This window comes from Stenotrophomonas sp. SRS1 (genome assembly GCF_026130205.1).
In the GTDB taxonomy this organism is placed as follows: Bacteria; Pseudomonadota; Gammaproteobacteria; order Xanthomonadales; family Xanthomonadaceae; genus Stenotrophomonas; species Stenotrophomonas rhizophila_B.
This window is the reverse complement of sequence record NZ_JAINFD010000001.1, coordinates 975,845-999,518: the sequence shown is the minus strand read 5'-3', so window position 1 is coordinate 999,518 and position 23,674 is coordinate 975,845. Positions and strand designations below refer to the sequence as shown.

The 23,674-nt window shown below is 66.1% G+C and carries 22 protein-coding genes; 9 read left to right on the top strand and 13 right to left on the bottom strand.

Annotated features, from left to right (window positions below; translation table 11 throughout):
* Positions 1-25: 25 nt before the first annotated feature.
* Complete coding sequence (locus K4043_RS04395; RefSeq protein ID WP_265308329.1) at positions 26-1,348, bottom strand: hemolysin family protein; 1,323 nt, start codon at positions 1,346-1,348, stop codon at positions 26-28.
* A gap of 295 nt (positions 1,349-1,643) precedes the next feature.
* On the opposite strand from K4043_RS04395, the gene K4043_RS04390 reads away from it, so the two are divergent.
* Complete coding sequence (locus K4043_RS04390; protein ID WP_265308328.1) at positions 1,644-3,056, top strand: class II fumarate hydratase; 1,413 nt, start codon at positions 1,644-1,646, stop codon at positions 3,054-3,056.
* 175 nt (positions 3,057-3,231) lie between these two features.
* Here K4043_RS04390 and K4043_RS04385 read toward each other — a convergent pair whose 3' ends face one another.
* The 7 genes from K4043_RS04385 to K4043_RS04355 all read right to left on the bottom strand — a co-directional run bounded on the left by K4043_RS04385 (position 3,232) and on the right by K4043_RS04355 (position 7,825).
* Positions 3,232-3,657 carry a hypothetical protein gene (locus K4043_RS04385; protein ID WP_123730804.1) on the bottom strand — a complete coding sequence of 142 codons (426 nt, stop codon included), beginning with the start codon at positions 3,655-3,657 and terminating at the stop codon, positions 3,232-3,234.
* A gap of 94 nt (positions 3,658-3,751) precedes the next feature.
* Positions 3,752-4,360, bottom strand: a complete 609-nt coding sequence (locus K4043_RS04380; RefSeq protein ID WP_265308327.1) for a YggN family protein — start codon at positions 4,358-4,360, stop codon at positions 3,752-3,754.
* A 30-nt stretch (positions 4,361-4,390) separates the two neighbouring features.
* On the bottom strand, positions 4,391-5,275 hold the full coding sequence (locus tag K4043_RS04375; protein WP_123730806.1) for a hypothetical protein: 885 nt from the start codon (positions 5,273-5,275) through the stop codon (positions 4,391-4,393).
* A 27-nt stretch (positions 5,276-5,302) separates the two neighbouring features.
* Positions 5,303-6,334, bottom strand: a complete 1,032-nt coding sequence (locus tag K4043_RS04370; RefSeq protein WP_123730807.1) for a hypothetical protein — start codon at positions 6,332-6,334, stop codon at positions 5,303-5,305.
* On the bottom strand, positions 6,331-7,206 hold the full coding sequence (locus K4043_RS04365) for an ABC transporter ATP-binding protein (RefSeq protein WP_259261580.1): 876 nt from the start codon (positions 7,204-7,206) through the stop codon (positions 6,331-6,333). Before K4043_RS04365 ends, K4043_RS04370 begins: the two co-directional genes overlap by 4 nt.
* Positions 7,203-7,565: a GntR family transcriptional regulator gene (locus K4043_RS04360; protein WP_019185943.1), complete on the bottom strand. Its 363-nt coding sequence runs from the start codon at positions 7,563-7,565 to the stop codon at positions 7,203-7,205. Before K4043_RS04360 ends, K4043_RS04365 begins: the two co-directional genes overlap by 4 nt.
* A gap of 2 nt (positions 7,566-7,567) precedes the next feature.
* Positions 7,568-7,825: a hypothetical protein gene (locus K4043_RS04355; RefSeq protein WP_123730809.1), complete on the bottom strand. Its 258-nt coding sequence runs from the start codon at positions 7,823-7,825 to the stop codon at positions 7,568-7,570.
* Between the two features lie 416 nt (positions 7,826-8,241).
* On the opposite strand from K4043_RS04355, the gene K4043_RS04350 reads away from it, so the two are divergent.
* The 6 genes from K4043_RS04350 (at position 8,242) to K4043_RS04325 (ending at position 14,335) form a co-directional block, all read left to right on the top strand.
* Positions 8,242-8,841, top strand: a complete 600-nt coding sequence (locus K4043_RS04350) for a glutathione peroxidase (RefSeq protein WP_265308326.1) — start codon at positions 8,242-8,244, stop codon at positions 8,839-8,841.
* A gap of 84 nt (positions 8,842-8,925) precedes the next feature.
* Complete coding sequence (locus K4043_RS04345; RefSeq protein WP_123730811.1) at positions 8,926-9,906, top strand: FKBP-type peptidyl-prolyl cis-trans isomerase; 981 nt, start codon at positions 8,926-8,928, stop codon at positions 9,904-9,906.
* A 22-nt stretch (positions 9,907-9,928) separates the two neighbouring features.
* Entirely contained in the window at positions 9,929-11,278 is a 1,350-nt protein-coding gene (locus K4043_RS04340) for a UDP-glucose/GDP-mannose dehydrogenase family protein (protein WP_265308325.1), read from the top strand.
* A complete protein-coding gene (locus K4043_RS04335) occupies positions 11,271-11,510 on the top strand; it encodes a SlyX family protein (protein WP_019185948.1) in 240 nt (79 codons plus the stop codon). Before K4043_RS04340 ends, K4043_RS04335 begins: the two co-directional genes overlap by 8 nt.
* Positions 11,511-11,519: 9 nt before the next feature.
* Positions 11,520-12,212, top strand: coding sequence for a DUF2058 family protein (locus K4043_RS04330; RefSeq protein ID WP_265308324.1), 693 nt, complete (start codon positions 11,520-11,522; stop codon positions 12,210-12,212).
* 47 nt (positions 12,213-12,259) lie between these two features.
* Positions 12,260-14,335 (top strand): acyltransferase family protein, encoded by a 2,076-nt coding sequence (locus K4043_RS04325; protein WP_265308323.1) that lies wholly within the window; start codon positions 12,260-12,262, stop codon positions 14,333-14,335.
* Between the two features lie 55 nt (positions 14,336-14,390).
* On the opposite strand, the gene K4043_RS04320 is transcribed toward K4043_RS04325, so the two are convergent.
* From K4043_RS04320 to K4043_RS04300, 5 genes are all read right to left on the bottom strand, one after another.
* The gene (locus K4043_RS04320; RefSeq protein ID WP_265308322.1) at positions 14,391-15,728 is read right to left on the bottom strand and encodes an amidohydrolase family protein; all 1,338 of its coding nucleotides are present in this window, start codon (positions 15,726-15,728) and stop codon (positions 14,391-14,393) included.
* A gap of 89 nt (positions 15,729-15,817) precedes the next feature.
* A complete protein-coding gene (locus tag K4043_RS04315; RefSeq protein ID WP_265308321.1) occupies positions 15,818-17,008 on the bottom strand; it encodes an MFS transporter in 1,191 nt (396 codons plus the stop codon).
* Between the two features lie 90 nt (positions 17,009-17,098).
* Positions 17,099-19,783, bottom strand: a complete 2,685-nt coding sequence (gene metH, locus K4043_RS04310; RefSeq protein ID WP_265308320.1) for a methionine synthase — start codon at positions 19,781-19,783, stop codon at positions 17,099-17,101.
* Positions 19,784-19,846: 63 nt separating this feature from the next.
* Positions 19,847-20,953 carry a homocysteine S-methyltransferase family protein gene (locus tag K4043_RS04305; protein WP_265308319.1) on the bottom strand — a complete coding sequence of 369 codons (1,107 nt, stop codon included), beginning with the start codon at positions 20,951-20,953 and terminating at the stop codon, positions 19,847-19,849.
* A 9-nt stretch (positions 20,954-20,962) separates the two neighbouring features.
* Positions 20,963-21,892 carry a metalloregulator ArsR/SmtB family transcription factor gene (locus K4043_RS04300; protein WP_121037902.1) on the bottom strand — a complete coding sequence of 310 codons (930 nt, stop codon included), beginning with the start codon at positions 21,890-21,892 and terminating at the stop codon, positions 20,963-20,965.
* A gap of 148 nt (positions 21,893-22,040) precedes the next feature.
* On the opposite strand from K4043_RS04300, the gene K4043_RS04295 reads away from it, so the two are divergent.
* Positions 22,041-23,189 carry an acyl-CoA dehydrogenase family protein gene (locus K4043_RS04295; RefSeq protein WP_123730816.1) on the top strand — a complete coding sequence of 383 codons (1,149 nt, stop codon included), beginning with the start codon at positions 22,041-22,043 and terminating at the stop codon, positions 23,187-23,189.
* Positions 23,190-23,353: 164 nt separating this feature from the next.
* Positions 23,354-23,647, top strand: a complete 294-nt coding sequence (locus K4043_RS04290; protein WP_265308318.1) for a hypothetical protein — start codon at positions 23,354-23,356, stop codon at positions 23,645-23,647.
* Positions 23,648-23,674 lie beyond the last annotated feature (27 nt).

The window sequence follows — 23,674 nt, the reverse complement described above, 5'->3', positions numbered from 1 at the left end:
ATCGGTGGCAGCGGGGGCCGCCATTCTACGCTGCCCCGGCGTCCTCGGCCTGTGCCATGCGCACCGTCACCGCCTGGATTCGGTGCCCGGCCATGCGCTTGATCGTGAACAGGTGTCCGTCGATTTCCAGCTGTTCGCCTTCCTCGGGCAGGCGCTGGAGCTGGTGCACGATCAGCCCGCCCACCGAATTCAGATGGTCGGGCGCGCTCAGGTCATGGCCCAGCAGGCGCTCCAGCCGGAAGATGGAGGTCGAGCCGGCCACCAGCAGGGTGCCGTCCGCGCCGCGGGTCGGGGCATCCTTGACGATATGCGGGTGCTCGTCCTCGATATCGCCGACCACCACTTCCAGCAGGTCTTCCAGGGTGAAGTAGCCCAGGATGCGGCCGTGTTCTTCCACGCACAGTGCCAGGTGGGTGGTGCCGGTGCGGAAGCGTTCCAGCACCAGCGGCACCGGGGTCTCCAGCGCGATCAGGTTGGCCGGGCGCAGCAGCGGGCGCAGGTCGTCGGTCGGATTGCCGCGGGCGATCTCCACCAGCAGGTCCTTCATGTGCAGGATGCCGAGCACTTCCTCGCCGTCGCGGTCGAACCACGGGTAGCGGCTGTAGCGGCTCTCGGCGAACTCGGCCATGACATCGGCCAGGCTCATCCCGTCGCGGAACGAACGCATATGGTCGCGCGAGCGCATCAGGTCGCCGGCCACCAGTTCGGGCAGTTCCAGCGCGTGGCTCATCAGGGTGAGGTCCTGGTCCGGCGCGCTGCCAGTGGGTTGCTGGCGGCCCACGATGAGCTTGAGTTCCTCGCGCGAATAACGGTGCGAGGTGTGCTCCACATCCCCCCAGCCGGCCGCTCTCAGGAGCGCGTTGGCGCTGTTGTTGAGCAGCCAGATGGCCGGGTACATCGCCCAGTAGAACAGGTACAGCGGTGCGGCCGTCCACAGCGACATCGCTTCCGGGCGGCGGATCGCCATCGATTTCGGGGCCAGTTCGCCGAGCACGATGTGCAGGAACGAGATGATGCTGAAGGCGATGATGAAAGCGGTCAGGCGGGACGCTTCCGGGGTGAGCCCCAGCGTATCGAACAACGGCTGCAGCAGATGCGCGAACGCCGGTTCACCCACCCAGCCCAGGCCCAGCGAGGACAGCGTGATGCCCAGCTGGCAGGCGGACAGATACGCATCCAGGTGCGCGTGCACGTTGAGCAGCAGGCGACCGCGCCAGCCGTTTTTTTCCGCAAGGCCGACGGCCTGGGTGTGGCGCAGCTTGACCAGGGCGAACTCGGCGGCCACGAAGAAGCCGTTGAGCACCACCAGCGCCAGCGCCAGCGCAAGGAGCAGGAGGTTGCCGATCATTCACGACCCCGCAGCATGGCTGCCAAGGCGAGAACGGCACCCGCGGTCGCCAGGGCGGCGAGGGCGGTCATCGGTGCGTGCGCGGCGGCACGCCCGGTACTACTGTCGGGATCGTCACCCATGGGGGCGGCAGTCTGTCTGAATGGAAACGAATCCCGAGTCTAGCCGATCAGTCGCTTTCTTGGGTTTCAGCGGCGCTTGAGAGTATCGTGATGTGCGCCGCCAGCCAGGGAATCAGGCCCGTTGCCAGCCGCAGGTTCCCTTTCATCCACGAAAGACGTGCGGAGTTGATGCAATGAGCAAGGGTTTCAGGATTGAACACGACAGCATGGGCGAGCTGCAGGTGCCCGCTGATGCGTTGTGGGGCGCGCAGACCCAGCGCGCCGTCGATAATTTCCCGGTGTCGGGCCAGCGTATGCCGCGTGGTTTCATCCGCGCGCTCGGCCTGGTCAAGGGTGCTGCGGCGAACGTCAACGTCGAGCTGGGCCATCTGCCGCGCAACATCGGCAAGGCCATCGAAGCCGCTGCGGCGGACGTTGCCGACGGCCGCCACGACGCGCACTTCCCGATCGATGTGTACCAGACCGGTTCGGGCACCTCCTCGAACATGAATGCCAATGAGGTCATCGCCACGCTCGCCAACCGCGCGGGCAAGGCCGGCAAGACCGCGGTGCATCCCAACGATCACGTCAACCAGGGGCAGAGCTCCAACGATGTGATTCCCACCGCGCTGCGTGTGTCCGCGCTGCTGGGCGTGCATGAGCAGCTGCTGCCTTCACTGGTGCACCTGCGCAAGACCATCGACAAGCGCGGCCGTGCGCTGCGCAAAGTGGTCAAGACCGGTCGCACCCATCTGATGGACGCGATGCCGCTGACCTTCGAGCAGGAATTCGGTGCGTGGTCGGCGCAGTTGTCCTCCGCACAGGATCGCATCGAGGACAGCCTCAAGCGGCTGCGGCGCCTGCCGCTGGGCGGCACGGCGATCGGCACCGGCATCAATGCCGATCCGCGGTTCGGCACGCTGGTGGCCAAGCAGCTCAAGCAGCAGACCGGCATCAAGTTCGACAGCGCTGAGAACAAGTTCGAAGGCCTCGCCGCGCAGGACGATGCGGTTGAACTGTCCGGCCAGCTCAATGCGTTGGCGGTGGCGCTGATCAAGATCGCCAACGACCTGCGCTGGATGAATGCCGGTCCGTTGGCCGGGCTGGGCGAGATCGAACTGCCGGCGCTGCAGCCGGGCAGCTCGATCATGCCGGGCAAGGTCAATCCGGTGATCCCGGAAGCCACCGTGATGGTGTGCGCCCAGGTGATCGGCCACCACACCGCGATCACCGTGGCGGGCCAGACCGGCAACTTCCAGTTGAACGTGACGCTGCCGTTGATCGCGGCGAATCTTCTCGATGGCATCACCCTGCTGGCCAACATCACCCGTCTGCTCGCCGATACCGCGATCGCCGGGCTGAAAGTGCGCGAGGATCGCGTCCGCGAGGCACTGGATCGCAACCCGATCCTGGTGACTGCGTTGAACCCGATCATCGGCTATGAGAAGGCGGCGGCGATCGCCAAGCGTGCCTACAAGGAACAGCGCCCGGTGCTGGACGTGGCCAAGGAAGACAGTGGCCTGTCCGAAGCCGAACTGCGCAGGCTGCTGGATCCGGCGGCACTGACTGCCGGTGGCATCCATGGCGGTGGCGGTGGGGGCGGTTGACCGCTCGCACTACCTGAAACGAGAAACGGGCCGAACGGCCCGTTTTTTGTGCGTGAGCCCCGTAGCGGCCGGCGGGCCCCGGGGCAAAATCAAGGAGGAGGCCGTCGCCGCCAGGCGGCGGACGGGGGACATTTGCCCAGGGGCCTGCCGGTCACTGCGGGGCTCGCGCACAAACTCAGTGGCGATCGGCCTGCAGATTACCGAAGGTCTCGGTGTAGTCCTTGAATTCCGGGATCTTCGTGATCAGGTCCGGCGGGATCGGCTGCATGCCCTCGGGGACCTGGATCTTCACCGAGCGCTTGGCCGGGTCCGGCGGGGCATCGGTCAGGGTGTTCTGGCGCAGCACCTGCAGCTGGCCGAACATGACCTGCAGCATCGCGTGCTGCTCCTGGTTGAGCGGGATCTCGATCTCATCGATCTTCATGTGCCCGTTGGGCAGGATGATGATGTTCGGCGCAGGCGCGCGGCGCACGGTAACCATGCCGTCACTGACGGTGATCTTGGGCTTGCTGCGCTCGGCGCGGTGATTGCGGTACTCCTGATCGCAACCGGTGGCGACCAGGCAGAACAGGGCGAACAGCAACAGACTCAGCTTCTTCATGAGCAGGGCAACGCATGCGACGGGAGGGGAGATTGTAGTCCTCCCGCACTGGGAAGGGCCTGCCTGCGACGCATCGTCGCAGGCAGTGCCGGGATTACTTGCCGCAGTCGTCGATGTCGCTCTGGTCCATCGTCGCGTACGGCTGGAAGGCCGGCAGCGCGGCGGCCAGCGCCTGCTGCCTGGCCATCATGCCCGGCAGCAGCCCACACAGCTTCTGGGCCTGGTCCTCGATCTTCTTGGCCTCTTCATTCACCCGTGCCTCGATCCCCTGGGTATCGCCGGAGAACATGCCCTTGATGGCTTCACCGGCGGCTTTCACGCCCAGATTGGCACCGGCGACGCCGATTTCCATGCCGGCATTGGCGAGCTGCTCGACCTGCTTGCGGTAGTCCAGCAGCAGCGCACGCTGGTGGGCGTTCACGGTGACCGGCTTGCCGTCGATGAGCAGGTCGCCCTGGGGGCTGATCTCCGCCTTCGGAGTCTTCCCGTTGGCGATGGAAATGTTGCCCTGGCTGATCTCCCGGCGGGCCTTCTCGGTGGCCTCCTGCACGGTCTTGCCGATGCCATCGGTATCCAGCGCGCTGGTCGCCGGGGCGGCGGCGCTCTGGTCGGCAGGCGCCTTGCCCTTGCCACTGTCGGGGGCGGTACAGGCTGCGATCGGCAGGCACAACAGCAGGGCAGGCAGCAGCAGTCGAGTCGTCATGATGCGTATCCGTCAGAGGAGAAGAGAGGCTTACTTGCCGCGCGGCAGTTCAACCCGGCCGCGTACGTTGCTGTGGCGGATATCGCCGCTGCCGCTGTTGGCCACGCGCAGGTCGCCGCCGACATCTCGGACGGTGACATCGCCCGACCCATGACGGCCCACGGTGACGCTGCCGCCGATATCGCGCAGGTCGGTGTCGCCGGAGCCGACGGTACCGACGCGCACGTCGCCCTTGGCTTTGCGCACATCGGTATCACCGGAGCCGACCACGCCGATCTCGACGTTGCCACCGACGGTATCCAGCTCGAAGTCGCCCGAGCCGATCGTGCCGACCTTGGCGTCCCCGCGGATGTTGCGGGCCTTGAAATCGCCGGAACCGACCGAGAGCAGGTTCAGCGCACCGGCACCGTCGAGGATGACATCGCCCGAGCCGACCGCTGCGGTCACCAGGCCGTTGATCTCCTGAAGCTTGATGTCACCCGAGCCGACGTCTGCGCTCAGCGAGTGCGCACCGGTGACGCTGGCATCGCCCGAGCCGACCTTGAGCTGGACCAGGATCGAGTCCGGTACGGTGCCGCGCATGTCCAGGTAGGCATAACTGCTGCCGCTGACGGTGAGTGTGTTTCGGGCGTCCCGCTGCAGGCGGACGACCAGCTTGTCGCCGACCTTCTGCTGGGTCACGGTCAGTTCGCGCAGCCAATCCGCATTGGAGGCGCAGGCGCGCCCCCCGAGCTGGGCCGCGCCCGGGCCAGCCTGCAGCACCAGATCGTGCTGGTTCACTTCGAACACCACCGCCTTGGCGCCGGCCAGGTCGAGCTTCAGGTCACGGGCTTCGTTGAACTTGCACTGGGGCTCATTGGCGAGCGCGGTCAGCGGCAGCAACAGCAGGGAAGCAACAGCGAGCGTGCGGATCATGGGTGGTTCCTCGATGAAGGGCAGGGATCAGATTTCGCCGGCGCGGCGGCGCAGGCGGATGGCCAGGAACAGGAACACCACGCCGACGGCGGCACCAATCCACAGTTCCGGCATCGCGAAGGCAGCCAGCTGATGGCTCGGGCCCAGCTCATTGACCAGGTTGTCCATGTTGCCGCCGTTACCGCTGAACATCGATTCGCCGCGGTAGAACTGGTCGGTGGCCGGTACCGCGCTGAGCAGCAGGCGGCCGACGATGTGCTTCCAGAACCAGCCACCGGTCAGGTCGAACAGGGTCATGACCTTGGTGGTGCTGACGATGATGCCGGCGAACAGTGGCAGCATGACGGCCCACAGGAACGGCTTGGTTTTGGCCCACGCCGAGCATAGCAGCAGCCAGCCGACGGTCGGCAACGCCCAGAGCAGGTAGACCGGAATCCAGGACAGATGGCCGGCGATGATGGTCAGCGGGCTGGCCGGTCCCCAGATCAACATCATCGGGTCGCCGCCGTGGGCGATCACCACGATGGAGATCATCACCAGGAAGCCGAACATGGTCAGGGCCGAGGCGATCACCGCGATGATCGGGGCGATCAACAACGCGCTCAGCGCCTTGGACAGGACCGTGGACGTATCCGACAGCGGCAGCGACTTCCAGAACAGGATGCTGCGGTCGCGACGGTCGTCGTACAGAGCGCCCAGGCAGTAGAAGAACACGACGAAGGCCAGCACGATCAGCGGCCAGCCCGAGCTCAGGATCAGGGTCAGATCCAGGCCATTGGCCAGGTCCTGCAGGTTCTTGGCATCGAGCTTGCTGGTCAGCAGGCTCAGGTCCAGGCCGTTGATGCTGACGTTTTCGTCGTTGAGGTGGATGCCGCCGCTCTTGACCGCACGGTGCATGGCGACCAGGCCGAACACGATGCCGAGCAGGCTCATCACCAGCGAGATGCCACCGGCGATTACCGGCGCATACAGGAACCCGCCGCGGTTTTCCCAGTACTCACGCTTGAGCAGCCACTTGAACGCGCTGGCCTTGCTGATGGGGTGGTTGACGGTGTTCATGCGTAGGTTCCCTTCATGATGGCCACGAACAGATCCGCCAGCCCGGGGCTGCGGATTTCGCCCAGGGGCGTGAGCTGGGCGCGTGGCACCCCGTCGAACAGCAGGACGGTCTTGCCGAAGGGCAGGGCGCGTTCATCGATCGGCTTGAGCGCGCGTGCGGCCTCCACGGCGTCGGCCGAAACCAGCACTTCGGTATAGCGTTCGCCGATGTCTTCCATGTCGGTGGTGAGCACGATGCGGCCATCACGGATGAACATCACATCGGTGAGGATGTGTTCGATCTCTTCCACCTGGTGGGTGGTGACGATGATGGTCTTCTGCTCATCGAAGTAGTCCTCCAGCAGACGCTGGTAGAACTCCTTGCGGTACAGGATGTCCAGGCCCAGGGTCGGCTCGTCCAGCACCAGCACCTTGGCGTCGATGGCCATCACCAGGGCCAGGTGCAGCTGCACGATCATGCCCTTGGACAGTTCGCGCACGCGCTGCTTGGGATGCAGCTTGGTGGAGGCCAGGAAGCGCTCGCAGCGCGCACGGTCGAAACGCGGATGGGTGCCGGCGACGAAGTCGATCGCCTCGCGCACCTTCATCCAGCGCGGCAGCACCGCCACGTCGGCGATGAAGCACACCTCGTTCATCAGCGCGTTGCGCTGCTCGGTCGGGTCCAGCCCGAGTACGCGCAGTTCGCCTTCCACCGAGGTCAGGCCGAGCAGCGCCTTGAGCAGGGTGGTCTTGCCGGCGCCGTTGGGGCCGATCAGGCCGGTGATGCGGCCGGGCGCGATCGTGAAGCTGGTGTTGTCCAGCGCCACGGTCTGTTTATAGGCCTTGCGCAGGCCTCGAGCGGAAATGACGACATCACTTGCAACGGCATTCATGAGGATTTCCCCTGGGGCAGCAATTCGTCGAGGTTCAGGCCCAGGCGCTGGATGCGCTCCAGCACCAGTGGCCATTCTTCATTGAGGAAGCGGTCGCGCTCGCTGCTGCGCAGCTGCGTGGCCGCTTCTTCGGTCATGAACATGCCCAGGCCGCGGCGCTTCTCGACCAGGCCTTCATCAGCCAGTTCCTGGTAGGCGCGCGATACGGTGATGGGGTTGAGCTGGTACTCGGCGGCAACCTGCCGGACCGAGGGCAGGGCGTCGCCAGGCTTGATGATGCCGTCAAGCATCATGGCGATCACGCGCTCCTTCAGCTGGCGGTAGATCGGAGCACCATCGCTCCATTGAATATCGCTCATGGTCAGCTCCGTGGGTTCAGCGACTGCGCGAATGAGAAGTAAGGCATGGACAGGGAGCTGTGCAGCCGGCGGGGGGGCGTGGGGGCGCCGTTGGCGGTCCCTGCCTCGATGACGCCTGCGTCCTGCGGGCCTTCAAACATATCGGTGCTGGCGGCAGGGCTGCCAGCGTCACCGGAGGGGAGGCCGAACCAGCCAAGCAGCAGCAACGCCGAAGCGGCGGTGATGGCGGTGGCGGAATGGCGGTGGCGCATGCGGTTCATGGGCTTCCCCTGTCTAGGTGACTGGTGTTGTATGCAACTATAACACCGGCACGCCCAAGGTCAACAGGGTGGCGTACCCAACTGATGGCAGGGGGCGTATGACAGGCATGCGTTGGTCGTAACGTATTGAATTTAAATGGATAGGTCTCTGCGTGGGCGGACGTTTTCCGCCAGCGCACATTCATTGATGTCAATGGTATGGCAAGCCATGGGCGCATTCAGGCGATCCTCGCAGGATCCGTGTCACCGCGCTGACACGGCCAGAAGCGGCAAAGCGGCCCCTGAACACGGGGCCCTCCAGTGGACCGGCCCACGGCCATCCGGCGGCAAAAACGGCGGTGATATAGTGCCGCCGCAGTCTTGGCGGCCCTTGCCAGGCCGGTTGAGCCCTCGTTTTCCCACCTTGGAGTGTCGCGATGCATTACGTGTCTTTGTTGTCCCCCGTCCGTCGCGACCTTGCCCGGCGCGGGTCGTTGTTGCTGCTGGCCGTCGGCCTGCTGGCTGGCGCGTCGGCCCAGGCGACCGACCTGCTGGATGTGAGCTACCGCCCACTGGCGGGCAAGGGTGAGGTCAATCTGGCCAAGCAGTACGGTGGCAAGGTGCTGTTGGTGGTCAATACGGCCAGCAAGTGCGGTTTCACCCCGCAGTACGAAAGCCTGGAAGCCCTGCAGCGCAAGTACAGCGCACGCGGGTTCTCGGTGCTGGGCTTCCCGTCCAATGACTTCAAGGGCCAGGAGCCGGGCGACGAGGCACAGATCCAGGAGTTCTGCACGCTGACCTACGGCGTGAAGTTCCCGATGTTCCAGAAGGTGGTGGTCACCGGGCCGGAAGCGACGCCGCTGTATCGCAGTCTGGCCACCGCTACGGGTGTATCGCCGGGCTGGAATTTCCACAAGTATCTGATCAGCCGGGATGGCCGGGTGGTGGCACAGTTCCCGAGCAAGGTCACGCCGGACGATCCGAAGCTGGTCGCGGCGATCGAACGTGAACTCTCTGTCACCGCCAACAAGCGCTGACGATATCGACATCTCGGACGCGCGTGCGACAATGGTTGCTTTCGCGCCGACGTCGGCGTCCAGTCACTTCCAGGAATGCAGCGAATGAAGATGGGAATGCGCGGCGCCGCGGCGTCGGTTCTGATTCTGGCGATGGGTGCCACCGGTACCGCGATGTCGCAACAACCAGCCGCCCGCGCGGCTGTCAAGGAGACTTCCACTTTGAACACCCAACGCGAAAAGCTTGGCTACGCCATCGGTATCGATGTCGCCAATTCGTTCGGTCCGATTTCCAGCGAGATCGACCTTGCCGCCCTGCGCCGCGGTGTGACCAACGCTTTTGAAGGCAAGCAGCCGTTGATCAGCCAGGAAGAAGCGCAGAAGACCGACGCTGCGCTGCGCCAGGCCGTGATGGCCAAGAACGGCCAGCCGGTCCCGGGCGTTGCGCCGGGTACCGCGCCGCCGAAGGTGGACCGTGAAAAGGTCGGCCTGATGCTGGGCAGCTTCGCCGTGGGCCCGTCGCTGGCGCCGCTGAAGGACGATCTGGACCTGGACGCGCTGTTCGACGCGGTCAGTACCACGTTCAACAACGGCACCCCGAAGATGACCGCCGAGCAGGCCAAGGCCACGCTGGAAGGCTTCATGAAGGGCAAGCAGGCCGAAATGGAAGCGAAGGCTTCCGCGCAGGGCGATACCAACCGCGTGGAAGGCAACAACTTCCTGGCCAAGAACAAGACCGTGCCGGGCGTGGTGACCACCGCGTCGGGCCTGCAGTACCAGGTGCTGCGTCCGGGTTCGGGCGAGCGCCCGATGCCGACCAGCAAGGTGCGTGTGAACTACGAAGGCAAGCTGCTCGACGGCACCGTCTTCGACAGCAGCTACCAGCGCGGCCAGCCGATCGAGTTTGGCCTGGACCAGGTGATCAAGGGCTGGTCGGAAGGCGTCTCGCTGATGCCCACCGGTTCCAAGTACCGCTTCTGGATCCCTGGCGAGCTGGCGTACGGCCCGCAGGGCACCCCGGGTGGTCCGATCGGTCCGAACGCGACGCTGACGTTCGACGTCGAGCTGCTGAACGTTCTGCCGTAACGGATCTGGAGCACTACCGCCCATGCGCGTTGCGATTTTCGGTACCGGCTACGTCGGTCTTGTCACGGGTACCTGCCTGGCCGAGGTTGGCCACCAGGTGATCTGTGTCGATATCGACCAGGCCAAGGTCGACGGCCTCAACAACGGGATCGTCCCGATCTATGAGCCCGGCCTGGAACCGATGGTCAAGGCCAACCACGATGCGTCGCGGTTGACCTTCACCTCCGACGCCGCCGCCGCGATAGCGCATGGCCAGGTGATCTTCATTGCCGTGGGCACGCCACCGGACGAGGACGGCAGTGCCGACCTGCAGTACGTGCTGGCCGTGGCCCGCACCATCGGCCGGCACATCACCGTGCCGGTGGTGGTGGTGAACAAATCGACCGTGCCGGTAGGCACGGCCGACAAAGTCCGTGAGGCCATCGCACAGGTGCTGGCCGAGCGCGGCGTGGAGATCGCGTTCGACGTGGTCTCCAACCCCGAATTCCTCAAGGAAGGTGACGCGGTCGCCGACTGCATGCGGCCGGACCGCATCGTGGTGGGCGCGTCCAATCCCGAATCGGTCGCGCTGATGCGCCGCCTGTATGCGCCGTTCAACCGCAACCACGACCGCGTGGTGGAAATGGACGTGCGCTCGGCGGAGCTGACCAAGTACGCGGCCAACGCAATGCTGGCGACCAAGATTTCGTTCATGAACGAAATCGCCAACATCGCCGAGAAGGTCGGTGCCGATATCGAGCAGGTCCGTCAGGGCATCGGCTCGGATCCGCGCATCGGCTGGCACTTCATCTATCCCGGCGCCGGCTACGGTGGCTCGTGCTTCCCCAAGGATGTGCAGGCGCTGGCCCGGACCGCGCAACAGCACGGCCATGAGCCGAAGCTGCTCAATGCGGTAGAAGCCGTCAACGAGCATCAGAAGGGGCATCTGTACGCCCTGATCCAGCGCCACTACGATCGTGGCGAGGACGAAGGCGTGCGCGGCAAGACGTTTGCCGTGTGGGGCCTGGCGTTCAAGCCCAACACCGATGACATGCGTGAAGCCTCCAGCCGCCGCCTGCTGGCGCAGCTCTGGGAGGCCGGTGCGCACGTGCGTGCCTATGATCCGGAAGCGACCGAAGAAGCGCGCCGCATTTTTGGCGAGCGCGATGATCTGGTGTTCTGCGACAACGCTTACGACGCGCTCGAGGGCGCCGATGCGCTGGTCGTGGTGACCGAATGGAAGCAGTTCCGCAGCCCGGATTTCGTCCGCCTGCGCGAGATGCTCAACGATGCGGTCGTCTTTGACGGCCGCAATCTGTACGACCCGCAGGACATCGAAGCCGCGGGCCTGGCTTACTACGGCATCGGCCGGGGACGTTCGTTGAATGCATGAGTCCACACCCTCCGAGCGCGAACAGGCACTGGAAGCACGCCTGATCGAGCTGGAAATGCGCGTCTCCTTCCAGGAGCAGGCGCTGGCCGAACTGAGTGAGGCGCTGGCCGATGCGCGCATGGAAGGCAACCGCAATGCCGACCTGACCCGCATCCTGCTTGAAGACCTCGGCAAGGTCCGCACCGCGTTGTATTCCGATTCGGCCGAAGAGCCGCCGCCTCCGCATTACTGATCTGACGTCATGAGCGATACTCTCCGCGACCAGCTGCTGGGCCTTGGCTTCAAAGCCCCGGCCAAACCCGAACGAACCAACGACCGCAAGCCCGATCGTCGACCCGACGCGCGCCGCGATGGCCGCCCGGCCGGCAAGCCGCAGGGCGCACGCCCGGCCGGCAAGCCCGGTGAGGGCCAGCGCCCCGCCCGCGACGGCGACCGCCGGCCGCAGGGCAAGGGCCGCCCCGCTGGCGCCCGGCCGCCGCAGGGCGCACCGGGCAAGCCGCGCTCGCGCGAGGACATCGACCTCGCCAAGGCGTATGCGATCCGTGCGCAGAAGGAAAAAGACGACCGTATCGAGGCCGAGCGCCTGAAGCAGGAAGAAGCCCGTCTGCGTCGCGAAGCCAAGGCAAGGCTGGAGGTCCTGCTGGAAGGCAAGTCCCTCAACGCCGAAGCGGCCGACATCGCGCGCCACTTCCCGTACGGCGGCAAGATCAAGCGTATCTACGTCACCGCCGACCAGCTCAAGGCACTCAATGCCGGCGAGCTCGGCGTGCTGCAGCAGAACGGCCGCTATGTGCTGGTGACTGCTGCGGTGCTCGCCGAAGCTGAAGCGGTGTTCGCACCGTCGGTGGCGCTGAAAGTCGATCCGGATGCGCCGGCCGGGGACGATCCGTACGCCGACCCGCAGTACCAGGTGCCCGACGACCTGGTCTGGTGATTCCAACAGGGTCGCAGCTCGGCGGCCCTTCGTTTGCAGGGATGCGCATGACGGCTGACCCAAGTCGCGGCTATGTGCCGCACATCGACGGGCTGCGTGCCATCGCAGTGCTGGCGGTGATCGTCTTCCACCTGGACCCGGCCTGGTTGCCCGGTGGGTTCACCGGCGTGGACGTGTTCTTCGTGATCTCCGGCTTCGTGGTCAGTGCCTCGGTGCACCGGCTGTCGCCGTTGCCGCTGGGGCAATCGCTGCTGCGCTTCTATTCGCGCCGGTTGCGCCGCATCGCGCCGGCGCTGCTGAGTTGCCTGTTGCTGACCGGGGTAGCCAGTGTGCTGCTCATCCCCGAGTCGTGGTTGAGCGAAGCCAGTGACATGACCGGTCTGATGGCCTTCGTGGGCCTCAGCAACTGGGTACTGGTCGGCGTGGGCACCGACTACTTCGCGCCGCGCGCGGAGTTCAACCCGTTTACCCATACCTGGTCGCTGGGCGTGGAAGAGCAGTTCTACCTGCTGTTCCCGCTGCTGTTCCTGTTCTGGAGCCGGGGAGCGCGCGGGCGGACGATCAGCGTGGCCCTGTTCGCGCTGGCGAGCGCGCTGTCCATCGGTCATGCCATCCATGCGGCCAGCCACCCGGAATACGCGGTTCGAGCCTTTTATGCCACCACCACCCGGTTCTGGCAGCTTGGTGCAGGCGTGCTGTTGTTCCAGCTGCTGCACCTGCGCGAACGCGGTCCGGACGCGGCCCGCGCGCTTGGCCGTGCGCGCCTGGCATGGTCGCTGCTGGCCTTGGTCGCGTTGGGCACGCTGGGCTGGAACCTGTGGTCGGCGCGGGCGGGGCATTCGCCCTGGCCGGACGGACTCTGGGCGGTCCTGGCCAGCGCCGGGCTGCTGCTGGCCTTGCATTACCACCCTCAAGCGTTGATCGGCCGGCTTCTGTCCAGCCCGCCGCTGCGGCGGATCGGGCTGTTGTCCTACTCGCTCTACCTGTGGCATTGGCCGGTGTTCGTGCTGATGCGCTGGACGGTAGGGCTGGAGACCGTCGGCCAGCGCGTGTTCGCCACAGCAGTGGTGGCGCTGCTGGCCTGGGTGTCCTGGCGTTGGGTCGAGCGGCCGTTCCGCGGGCCGTTGTCGCAGCGCCTCACCACCCGCCGGTGGGTGGTGGTGGGCGTGGCGGCCCTGTTCATAGGCGGGGGCCTGCAGGCCGTGCTGTATTCCCAATCGGCACGGCTGTCGCTGAGTACGGTCAGCCGCCATCCACTGGACTGGTACCCGGATGGAAAATCCGTCGCGGCAGACTACCCGGGCTGCGAACTGCGGGTGGGCAAGGCGCGCTTCGAGGCCGGTCGTGCCCGCACGTTCTCACGCGGTGAGTGTGATCGCCCGGTGCCTCCGGGCATGCCGCGCAACGTGTTCGTGGCCGGCGATTCGCACGCGATGGCCTACAACGAACTGCTGCGCCGCCTGGCGCTGGAGACGGGCGCAACGGTGTGGCAATACGGCCGCGGCGGCTGCCCGCAGCTGGGCCTGCAGGAATGGCGTTGGGCTGCGCCGGACTGCCAGGGCTATGACACGGCGGTGCGTGCCGATATCACGCGCCATGCAATGCCCGGCGACGTGGTCCTGCTGGCCTCGCTGCGGGTGCCGCGTTTGTCCGATCAGTTCATCCTGTTCGATGCGCGCGAGCAGCGCGACAGCGAACACAGCGAGCAGGGGCGCGTTGGGCGTGCGGCCGAAGCCGAACGCGCGATTGCGAACTGGCGCCCGCTTGCCGAGGCCGGTGTGCGCGTAGTGCTGGAAGCGCCCAAGCCGGTACTGCCTGCACCGCCCTACCGCTGCTCGGATCGGTTCAACGCCGACAACGCGGTGTGCCGCAATGGCCTGCAGGTGCAGCGCGACTGGATGGAAGACTATCGCGCCCCGGCGCTGGTCGCGCTGCAGCAGGTGGCTTCCGAGTTGCCCGGCGCGGTGATCTGGGACCCGTTGCCGATCCTGTGCGACACCGATGCCTGCCGCGCGCAACGCCACGGACAACCGCTGTTCTTCGATGGCGATCACCTGAGCGGCTACGGCAACCGGTTGCTGCTGCCCTCGTTGCAGGCAACGCTGGCGGCCACGCCTAACTGACAGCAGGGCCGATGGCAGCAATGGGGCGCTGGCATCGCAGCGCCCCCGGATCGCGTTACTCCGTGATCGGCCCGGCGACTTCCTGACCGGCCTGCCAGACCGCACCAATGCGCTGCGTGTTGGCGATATCCAGCAGCGGATCGGCATCGAGCACCAGCAGGTCGGCGCGCTTGCCCGCGGCAATGCGGCCGCGGTCGGTCAGCCCCAGCAAGGCTGCCGCCTGCGTGGTGGCGACCTGCAAGGCGTCGGAGGGCGTCAGCCCGGCCTCCACCAGCAGCTGCAGTTCGCGGTGTTCGGCCACGCCGATCACCCGCTGCGGCATCGCGCCGGCATCGGTGCCGAAGCCGAGCTTCACCCCGGCCGCATGCAGGCGACGCACGTTGTCGAGATTGGTCGCGACCGCCTTGCGTGCGGCGGCCACCCCACTGCCGGCCAGTTGCGCACGCTGCCACTCCGGCTGCGACCAGCGCGCCAGCACATCGGCGTGCAGTGCCTGGCGCACGAAGGGCTGCTGCAATGCCAGCGGATGCTCGGCATACCCGTAGTTCGCCTCGTCGATGGCGATCGTGGGGATGTACCAGGTGCCCTGGCCGCGCATCTTCCGCGCCAGCATCGGGTCCACCGCCCGGTCGCGGATACCGTGGGCGAGGATGTCGACCTTGGCATCGACCAGGTCGCGGGCCTGCTCCAGATCGTGGATGTGCGCGGCGACCTTGAGCCCGCGCGCATGCGCTTCGGCGATGGCGGCGCGATACACCTCCGGGGTCATCATCGGGCGCTTGCCACCGAGGTCGTCCACCCACAGCTTGATCAGGTCCACCCCATCGGCATGCTGGATGGCCACGGCCGCGCGTGCTTCTTCGGCGTTGCGCGGGCGTGCCACCGGATCGTGGCTCAGGCCCATGGTGTCGGCCGGCGGCGCACCCTCCGGGGCGCCGATACCGCCGCCGGCACCATACAGCTGTGCGCCCAGGCCGGGATCGGTGTTCACCGCGTTGCGGATGGCGAAAAAGTCCGCGCCGTTCATGCCCAGCGCGGTCACCGTGGTGATGCCGTAGCGCTGGAACTGGCGCAGGTCGCGCACCACGTTGTCATGGGTGTAGAAACGGTCACCGTGCTCCAGCCCCTGCGTATTGCCGACGTGGGCATGGTCGCTGACCAGGCCGGGCAACAGGGTCTTGCCGGTGTAATCGATGCGGCGCGCACCCGTGGCGGCCGCCGGCAGCGGCGTGCCGACATGCACGATCCGCGCGCCGTCGATCAGCACTGGCGTGATGCCGAGGTCGCGGGTGCCATCGAAGACGCGCGCATTTTCAAACAGGATCGGCTCGGCCGCGGCGGGCAGGGCAGTGGTGGCGGCAAGCAGCAGCGCCCACAGGCGGGTCGGTCGCATCAGCGGCTCCAGTCAGGGGGAGCCCTGAGCCTACCCCATCCGGAGGATCGTGTTGCCGGACTGTGGCCGGTACGCCCGGGAGCGGACGATCAGCGCGTGCGCGCCCGCAGCAGCGGCAGACTGATCACAAAGAAGCACAGCAGGGCGCCAGCCAATGCAAAGCCACTGCCCGCGAGGAACGCGGTACGGCCCTGATCGATCGGCCACAACTGGCCCGCGATCAGCGCGCCGAGCACGCCGCCCACCCCGGAGGAGAAACCGTACAACAAGCCCTGGCCATGGCCGTTGAGGCGGCCGGGGAAGTAGGTCGCCAGCATCTGCATCGCGGCGGCGAAGAAGGCGGCAAAACCGAGCGCATGCGCAGTCTGGGCGAGGAGCATCACCGGCAGGTTCTCCGGGAACAGCGCGGTCACCGCCCAGCGCACCGTGGAACTGAGCAGGGCGATCAGCAGCATCCAGCTGGCGTCATAGCGGCGGAAGAAGCGGCCGATGGTGAAGAACACACCCACTTCGAACACCACCCCGACCGTCCACAGCACGCCCAGCGTGGAGGTCGCATAGCCGTGGTGATCCATGTAGACCGAGAAGAACGTGTAGTAGGGGCCGAACGAGAGCTGCTCCATGAAGGCGGCCAGGAAGAACGCCAACACCTGCGGCTTGCGCACGATTGCCCAGAACCCGCTCGCGTCGCCGTCGCTGCGCTGCAGGTTGCGTGCGTAGTGGTTGGCAAAGCCCGAGGCGGTGAGAAGGCCAAACAGCGGCAGCATGAGCCACGGCAGCAGATGCGCATTGCCGGCACCCCCGTCACCTTCGATGATCCAGCCGAACAGCATCACCACCGCGATGAAGCCGAGCGAGCCCCATACCCGGATCAGGCCGTAGCGGTGGCTGTCGCTGCCCAGGTGGGTCAGCGTGATGGATTCGAACTGCGGCATCACCGCGTTGTAGAAGAAACAGAACGCGATCATCGCCGGGTACAGCCACGGCTGCGGCAACGGCAGCAGGAACGCGCAGAAGGTCAGCAGGGTGAGCACGCAGCCCAGCCGCAGCCAGAAGATCGGGCGCGGCGAGGCGGCGGCGAGGGAGGTCCAGGTCGTGGGGGCCACGATGCGGGTGGCGTACCAGATGCCCATCATCACGCTGATCGCGGTCACGCTCATGCCGCGCGAGGTCAGGAACAACGACCAGTACGGTGTGAACGCGCCCAGAGCGGCGTAGTAGAACAGGTAGAACGAGGACAGGCGGACGGCCGGTACGGCGTCGCGGGGGAGGGCGGTCATGCGGGATCTCGGAGGGCGCGCACCCGCCAACAGTGGGTGCCTACCCGTGCATTATGCCGGTAGCACCCGGCCGTGGGCCGGGTGACACACTCATTCCGGATCGTAATCCAGGTTGGAGGCCAGCCATCGCTCGGCCTGCACGCGGTCCACGCCTTTGCGTTTGGCATAGTCGGCGACCTGCTCGCGGGTGACACGGCCGACCACGAAATATTGGCTCTGCGGGTGGCTGAAGTAGTAGCCCGACACCGCCGCGGTGGGCAGCATCGCAAAGCTCTCGGTCAGCTGCATGTCCGCGTTGCGCTCGGCATCCAGCAAGCGGAACAGCGTGGCTTTCTCGCTGTGCTCGGGGCAGGCCGGGTAGCCGGGCGCAGGGCGGATGCCGGCGTACTTCTCGGCGATCAGCGATTCGTTGTCCAGCTGCTCATCGGGCTGGTAGCCCCAGTAATCCATGCGCACGTGCTGGTGCAGGCGCTCGGCCAGGGCCTCGGCCAGGCGGTCGGCCAGCGCCTTGAGCAGGATCGCGTTGTAGTCGTCGTGGTCGGCCTCGAAGCGGGCCACGTGCGGGTCGATGCCGATGCCGGCGGTCACCGCGAACGCGCCGATCCAGTCCTGCTTGCCGCTGTCGGCCGGGGCGATGAAATCGGCCAGGCAGAAATCCGGGCGCTCGACCGGCTTGTCCACCTGCTGACGCAGGAAGTGCAGCACGGCCGGGCCATTGTCGGTACGCAGGTGCACGTCATCGCCAACGCTGTTGGCCGGCCACAGGCCGAACACGGCCTTGGCGGTCAGCCACTTCTCCTCGACGATGCGCGTGAGCATCGCGCGGGCATCCTTGTACAGATCGGTGGCCTGCGGGCCGACGATTTCATCGGTGAGGATCGCCGGGAACTTGCCGGCCAGTTCCCAGGCCTGGAAGAACGGGGTCCAGTCGATCACCTCGACCAGGTCAGCCAGTGGGTAATCATCGAGCACATGCAGGCCCGGCTTGCGCGGCGCCGGCGGTGTGTAGGTGGCCCAGTCGCCCACGAACCGCTGGGCGCGTGCCTTTGCGAGGGTGACCAACCGCTTGGCGTCGCCACGATTGCGGTGGCGTTGGCGGATGTCGGCGTAGTCGGCCTCGTTGGCGGCCACGAACGCATCGCGCAGCTCACGCGAAATCAGCGATTGCGCCACGCCGACCGCGCGCGAGGCGTCCTTCACCCACACCGTGGGCGCCTTGTAGTGCGGGTCGATCTTCAGTGCGGTGTGCGCGCGCGAGGTAGTCGCGCCGCCGATCATCAGCGGCATCGTGAAGCCCTGGCGCTCCATCTCGCGGGCGACGTGGCTCATCTCTTCCAGCGAAGGCGTGATCAGGCCGGACAGGCCGATGATGTCCGCGTTCTCGGCGCGCGCGGCATCCAGGATCTTCTGCGCCGGCACCATCACGCCCAGATCGATCACGTCGAAGTTGTTGCAGGCCAGGACCACGCCGACGATGTTCTTGCCGATGTCGTGCACGTCACCCTTGACCGTGGCCATGATGATCTTGCCGTTGCTCTTGGCGGTGTCGCCGCTGCGGGCCTTTTCCGCCTCGATGTACGGCAGCAGGTAGGCCACCGCTTTCTTCATCACGCGTGCGGATTTGACCACCTGCGGCAGAAACATCTTGCCGGCGCCAAACAGGTCGCCCACGATGTTCATGCCGTCCATCAGCGGCCCTTCGATCACATCCAGCGGACGGGTGGAGCGCGCACGCGCTTCTTCGGTGTCCTGCTCGACCCACGCATCCATGCCGTGCACGAGCGCATGGGCAAGGCGGTCATTGACCGGCTTCTCGCGCCAGGCCAGGTCTTCGCCGCGCACTTCGCCCTTCTTGCCCTTGTAGCGCTCGGCGATCTCCAGCAGGCGTTCGGTGCCATCGCTGCGGCGGTTGAGGATCACATCCTCCACGCGCTCGCGCAGCTCGGGGTCCAGGTCATCGTAGATTGGCATCGCGCCGGCATTGACGATGCCCATGTCCATACCCGCGCCGATGGCATGGAACAGGAATACCGAGTGGATCGCCTGTCGCACGGTTTCATTGCCGCGGAACGAGAACGACACGTTGGAGACGCCGCCGGAAACATGGCAGTGCGGCAACGTCCGCTTGATGATGCGGGTGGCTTCGATGAAGTCGACCGCGTAGTTGTCGTGCTCTTCGATGCCGGTGGCGACGGCGAAGATGTTCGGGTCGAAGATGATGTCCTGCGGCGGGAAGCCGACCTGCTCGGTCAGGACCCGGTAGGCGCGGGTGCAGATCTCGACCTTGCGCGCGCAGGTATCGGCCTGGCCCTCTTCATCAAAGGCCATCACCACGGCAGCCGCGCCGTAACGCAGCACCTTGCGTGCCTGTTCGATGAACTGCGCTTCGCCTTCCTTGAGCGAGATCGAGTTGACCACGCTCTTGCCCTGCAGGCACTTCAGCCCCGCTTCGATCACGCTCCACTTGGAGGAGTCGACCATCACCGGAATCCGGGCGATGTCCGGCTCGGACATGATCAGGTTGAGGTAGCGCGTCATCGCCTTTTCGGAATCGATCAGACCCTCGTCCATGTTGACGTCGAGAATCTGCGCGCCGTTGGCGACCTGCTGGCGCGCCACTTCCACCGCCTCTTCATAGCGCTCTTCCTTCACCAGCTTGCGGAACTGCGCGCTGCCGGTGACGTTGGTGCGCTCACCGATGTTGACGAACAGCAGGTCGGGGGTGATGACCAGCGGCTCGAGACCGGACAGGCGGGTAGGGCGGGAAGACGTCATGGGCAGGCTGGCACGGGCTGGCGGAGGAGGGTCAACGACAACGGGAGCGTGGGGCGGATGCGGTCATGCCGCGTCTTCCAGCGGTGGTGCGGGCAGGCGGCGCGGCGGCAGATCGGCCACCGCTTCGGCAATCGCGCGGATGTGCGCCGGGGTGGTGCCGCAGCAGCCGCCCACGAGGTTGAGCAGACCGGCGCTGGCGAACTCGCGCAGCGTGGTGGCCATTTCTTCCGGGGTTTCGTCGTACTCGCCGAAGGCATTGGGCAGGCCGGCATTGGGATGCGCGCTGACCAGACACTCGGCCACAGTGGACAATGTCTCCACGTGGGGCCGCATGTCGCTGGCGCCGAGCGCGCAGTTCAGCCCGATCGACAGCGGCCGGCCATGCGCGACCGAGGCGTAGAACGCCTCGGCCGTCTGCCCGGAGAGGGTGCGGCCGGAGGCATCGGTGATCGTGCCGGAGATCATCACCGGCAGTCGACCACCGCGCGCATCGAACACTTCTTCGATGGCGAACAGCGCGGCCTTGGCGTTGAGCGTATCGAAGATGGTTTCCACCATCAGGGTGTCGGCGCCACCGTCGATCAGGCCATCGATGGCTTCGCGGTAGGTCTCGCGCAGCGCATCGAAGCTGGTATTGCGGAAGCCGGGATCGTTCACGTCCGGGCTGATCGACGCGGTGCGGCTGGTCGGGCCGAGCACGCCGATCACGAAGCGCGGTTTGCCCGGCGTGGTCGCCGCGACTGCATCGCAGCAGGCACGCGCCACTGCAGCACCGGCTTTGTTGAGCTCGTAGACCAGGTGTTCAAGGTGGTAGTCGGCCTGGCTGACCGAGGTCGCATTGAACGTATTGGTCTCGACCAGATCGGCGCCGGCCTCCAGGTACGCGGTATGGATGCCGCCGATCACCTCCGGGCGGGTCAGCAACAGCAGGTCGTTGTTGCCCTTCAGGTCATGCCCCTGCGGCGTGTCACCGGTCGCGCCATGATCGCAGCCGGCCCCGTGCTGGTGGTCGTAACCGCCGGCGAAACGCGCGCCGCGGTAATCGTCCTCTTCCAGCCCATGCCGCTGGATCATCGTGCCCATGGCGCCGTCGATGATCAGGATGCGCTGGGCCAGCGCCGTTTCCAGCGCATGCACGCGGTCGGGGTGGAGCCAGGGCAGGGATGACATGGGTAGACCTCAGGGCTTGCTGGCAATCAGCGAAATGACTTCGAAATGCGGCGGGCGCTTCTCGCGGGTCACGGTTTCCAGGCTGGAGACGACCAGGCCGGCCTTCTCCACGAACTTGCGCAGTTCCTTGTCGCTGAAGCCGAGGTTGACGTGGCCATAGGCATCCACGGCCGCACGGTGCTCGTGACGGGCCAGGCTGCACAGCAGCAGGCGCCCGCCCGGGCGCAGCACGCGCGCACCCTCGGCGACGGCCTGGGCCGGCTTGGCCGCGTAGGTCAGTGCGTGCATCAGTACCACCAGGTCGAAGCTCTGGTCGGGGAAGGGCAGGGCATGCATATCGCCTTCGCGCACTTCCACGTTGGCCAGCCGGCGCAGGCGCTCGCTGGCAGCAGCGACCACGCGCGCGCTGGTGTCGATACAGATGTAGCGCTTGGCGTGCGGCGCCACAAGCTCGGCCAGTACGCCGTCACCGGAGGCGATGTCGAGCACGTCACCGGTTTCCAGCAGCGGCAGCGCGGTGCGTGCCAGCGCTTCCCAGGTACGGCCCGGGGAATAATGGCGTTCCATGTCGCCAGCGACGCTGTCGGCCCAGTTCTGGTCCGCCGCACGGCTGGCCATGACGGCAGCAACGCGTTCAGCATCCTGGCGCAGCAGCGGGTCGTCGCTGCCGGTGCTCAGGGCATGCCACAATGCGCGCTGCGCCGGGTCCAGCGCAGCGTCATCGAAGCGGTAATACGCCGAGACGCCCGAGCGACGGTCGCGCACCAGGCCGGCTTCCTTGAGCCGAGCCAGATGGGTGGACACCCGCGGCTGCGCCAGCGTGGTGATGGCCGACAGCTCGGCCACAGTGAGTTCTTCCTGTTCCAGCAGCGCCAGCAGGCGCACCCGGGTGGCGTCGGCGAACACTTTCAGCCGGACGGACCAGTCCTCGAGATCCATAAATATCTACCTATCGCGATATAGAGATATTTTCGTCCTTTGGCGGCGGTGCGGTCAAGTCAGGCGTCCTTTCCCCGCCCCCCGGTACAATCGCCCGACCGGGTCGCGCGCACTGCGGCCCTTATCACTCTGTACCCGGGAGGGTGTTGTGGATTTCAGCTTTACCGAAGAGCAGTTGATGCTGCAGGACGTTGCGCGCCGAATCGCGCAGGAAAAAATCGCGCCCAGCGCCGAACACCACGACCGCACCGGCGAGTTCCCGCTGGAGAACATCCGCCTGCTCGGCGAGAACGGTCTGATGGGCATTGAAGTGCCCGAAGCCTACGGCGGTGCGGGCATGGACCCGATCGCCTACGTCCTGGCGATGGTGGAGGTCGCCGCCGGGGACGCTGCGCATTCGACGATCATGTCGGTCAACAACTCGCTGTTCTGCAACGGCATCCTGACCCATGGCAGCGAAGCGCAGAAGCAGAAATACGTTCGCGCCATCGCCGAAGGTGAAGCCATCGGCGCGTTCGCGCTGACCGAGCCGCAGTCCGGTTCAGACGCGACGGCCATGCGCTGCCGCGCGGTCAAGCAGGCCGACGGCACCTACGTGATCAATGGCAAGAAGAGCTGGATCACCTCCGGCCCGGTGGCCAAGTACATCGTGCTGTTTGCGATGACCGATCCGGAACAGGGTGCGCGTGGCATCACCGCCTTCATGATCGACACCGACAAGGCCGGCTTCCACCGCGGCAAGACCGAGCCGAAGCTGGGCATCCGTGCCTCGGCCACCTGTGAAATCGAGTTCCAGGAGTACGTGGCGGACGCCGATGACGTGCTGGGCAAGGAAGGCGAGGGCTTCAAGATCGCCATGGGCGTGCTCGACGCCGGCCGTATCGGCATCGCCTCGCAGGCGATCGGCATCGCCCGTGCGGCGTACGAAGCGACGATCGCATACGTGAAGGACCGCAAGGCCTTCGGCGCGGCGATCGGCACCTTCCAGATGACCCAGGCCAAGATCGCCGACATGAAGTGCAAGCTGGATGCAGCGCTGCTGCTGACGCTGCGCGCGGCGTGGGTGAAGGGCCAGGGCAAGCGCTTCAGCAACGAAGCGGCGATCGCCAAGCTGACCGCCTCCGAAGCGGCCATGTGGATCACCCACCAGGCCGTGCAGATCCACGGCGGCATGGGCTATTCCAAGGAAATGCCGCTGGAGCGTTACTTCCGTGATGCCAAGATCACCGAGATCTACGAGGGCACCTCGGAAATCCAGCGCTTGGTGATCGCGCGTAACGAGACCGGTCTGCGCTGATCGATGGGACGGCGGCGCCCTTCCGGCGCCGCTGGTCCGTCCGGGGCCTCTGAAGTGACCTGGAGGCATTGCGGACGCTCCAGCGTCGGATCAAGGTAGGTGCAGACGGTTGGTCGGCACGTGGGGTAGTGCAGAATGTGCGGTCCCGTTCTGCAGGTTACCCCATGGTTATTTATCGAGGCGCAGGGTTCCTGACCCTGCTCACCCCCATCGCCGCCCTGCTGCTGTTGATGTGGCTCTGGCCGGATCCTGCTGTTGCCAAGGGCAATACTTCACTGGCGCAGCTGTTGATCGGATTCGGCATCGGCGCAGCGATCAATGTAATGCTCGGCATCGTGCTCAATCGCGGCCCGCGCGCGGCGGGCGAGCATGCCCGCCATCATTTCTTCTACATGCCGATGCAGTGGCCGTCGTTGGCGATCGTGGTCGCCTGTGCAGCGGTGGCACTGCTGCGCTGAGGCCGTTTGGTAGTGCCGGCCGCTGGC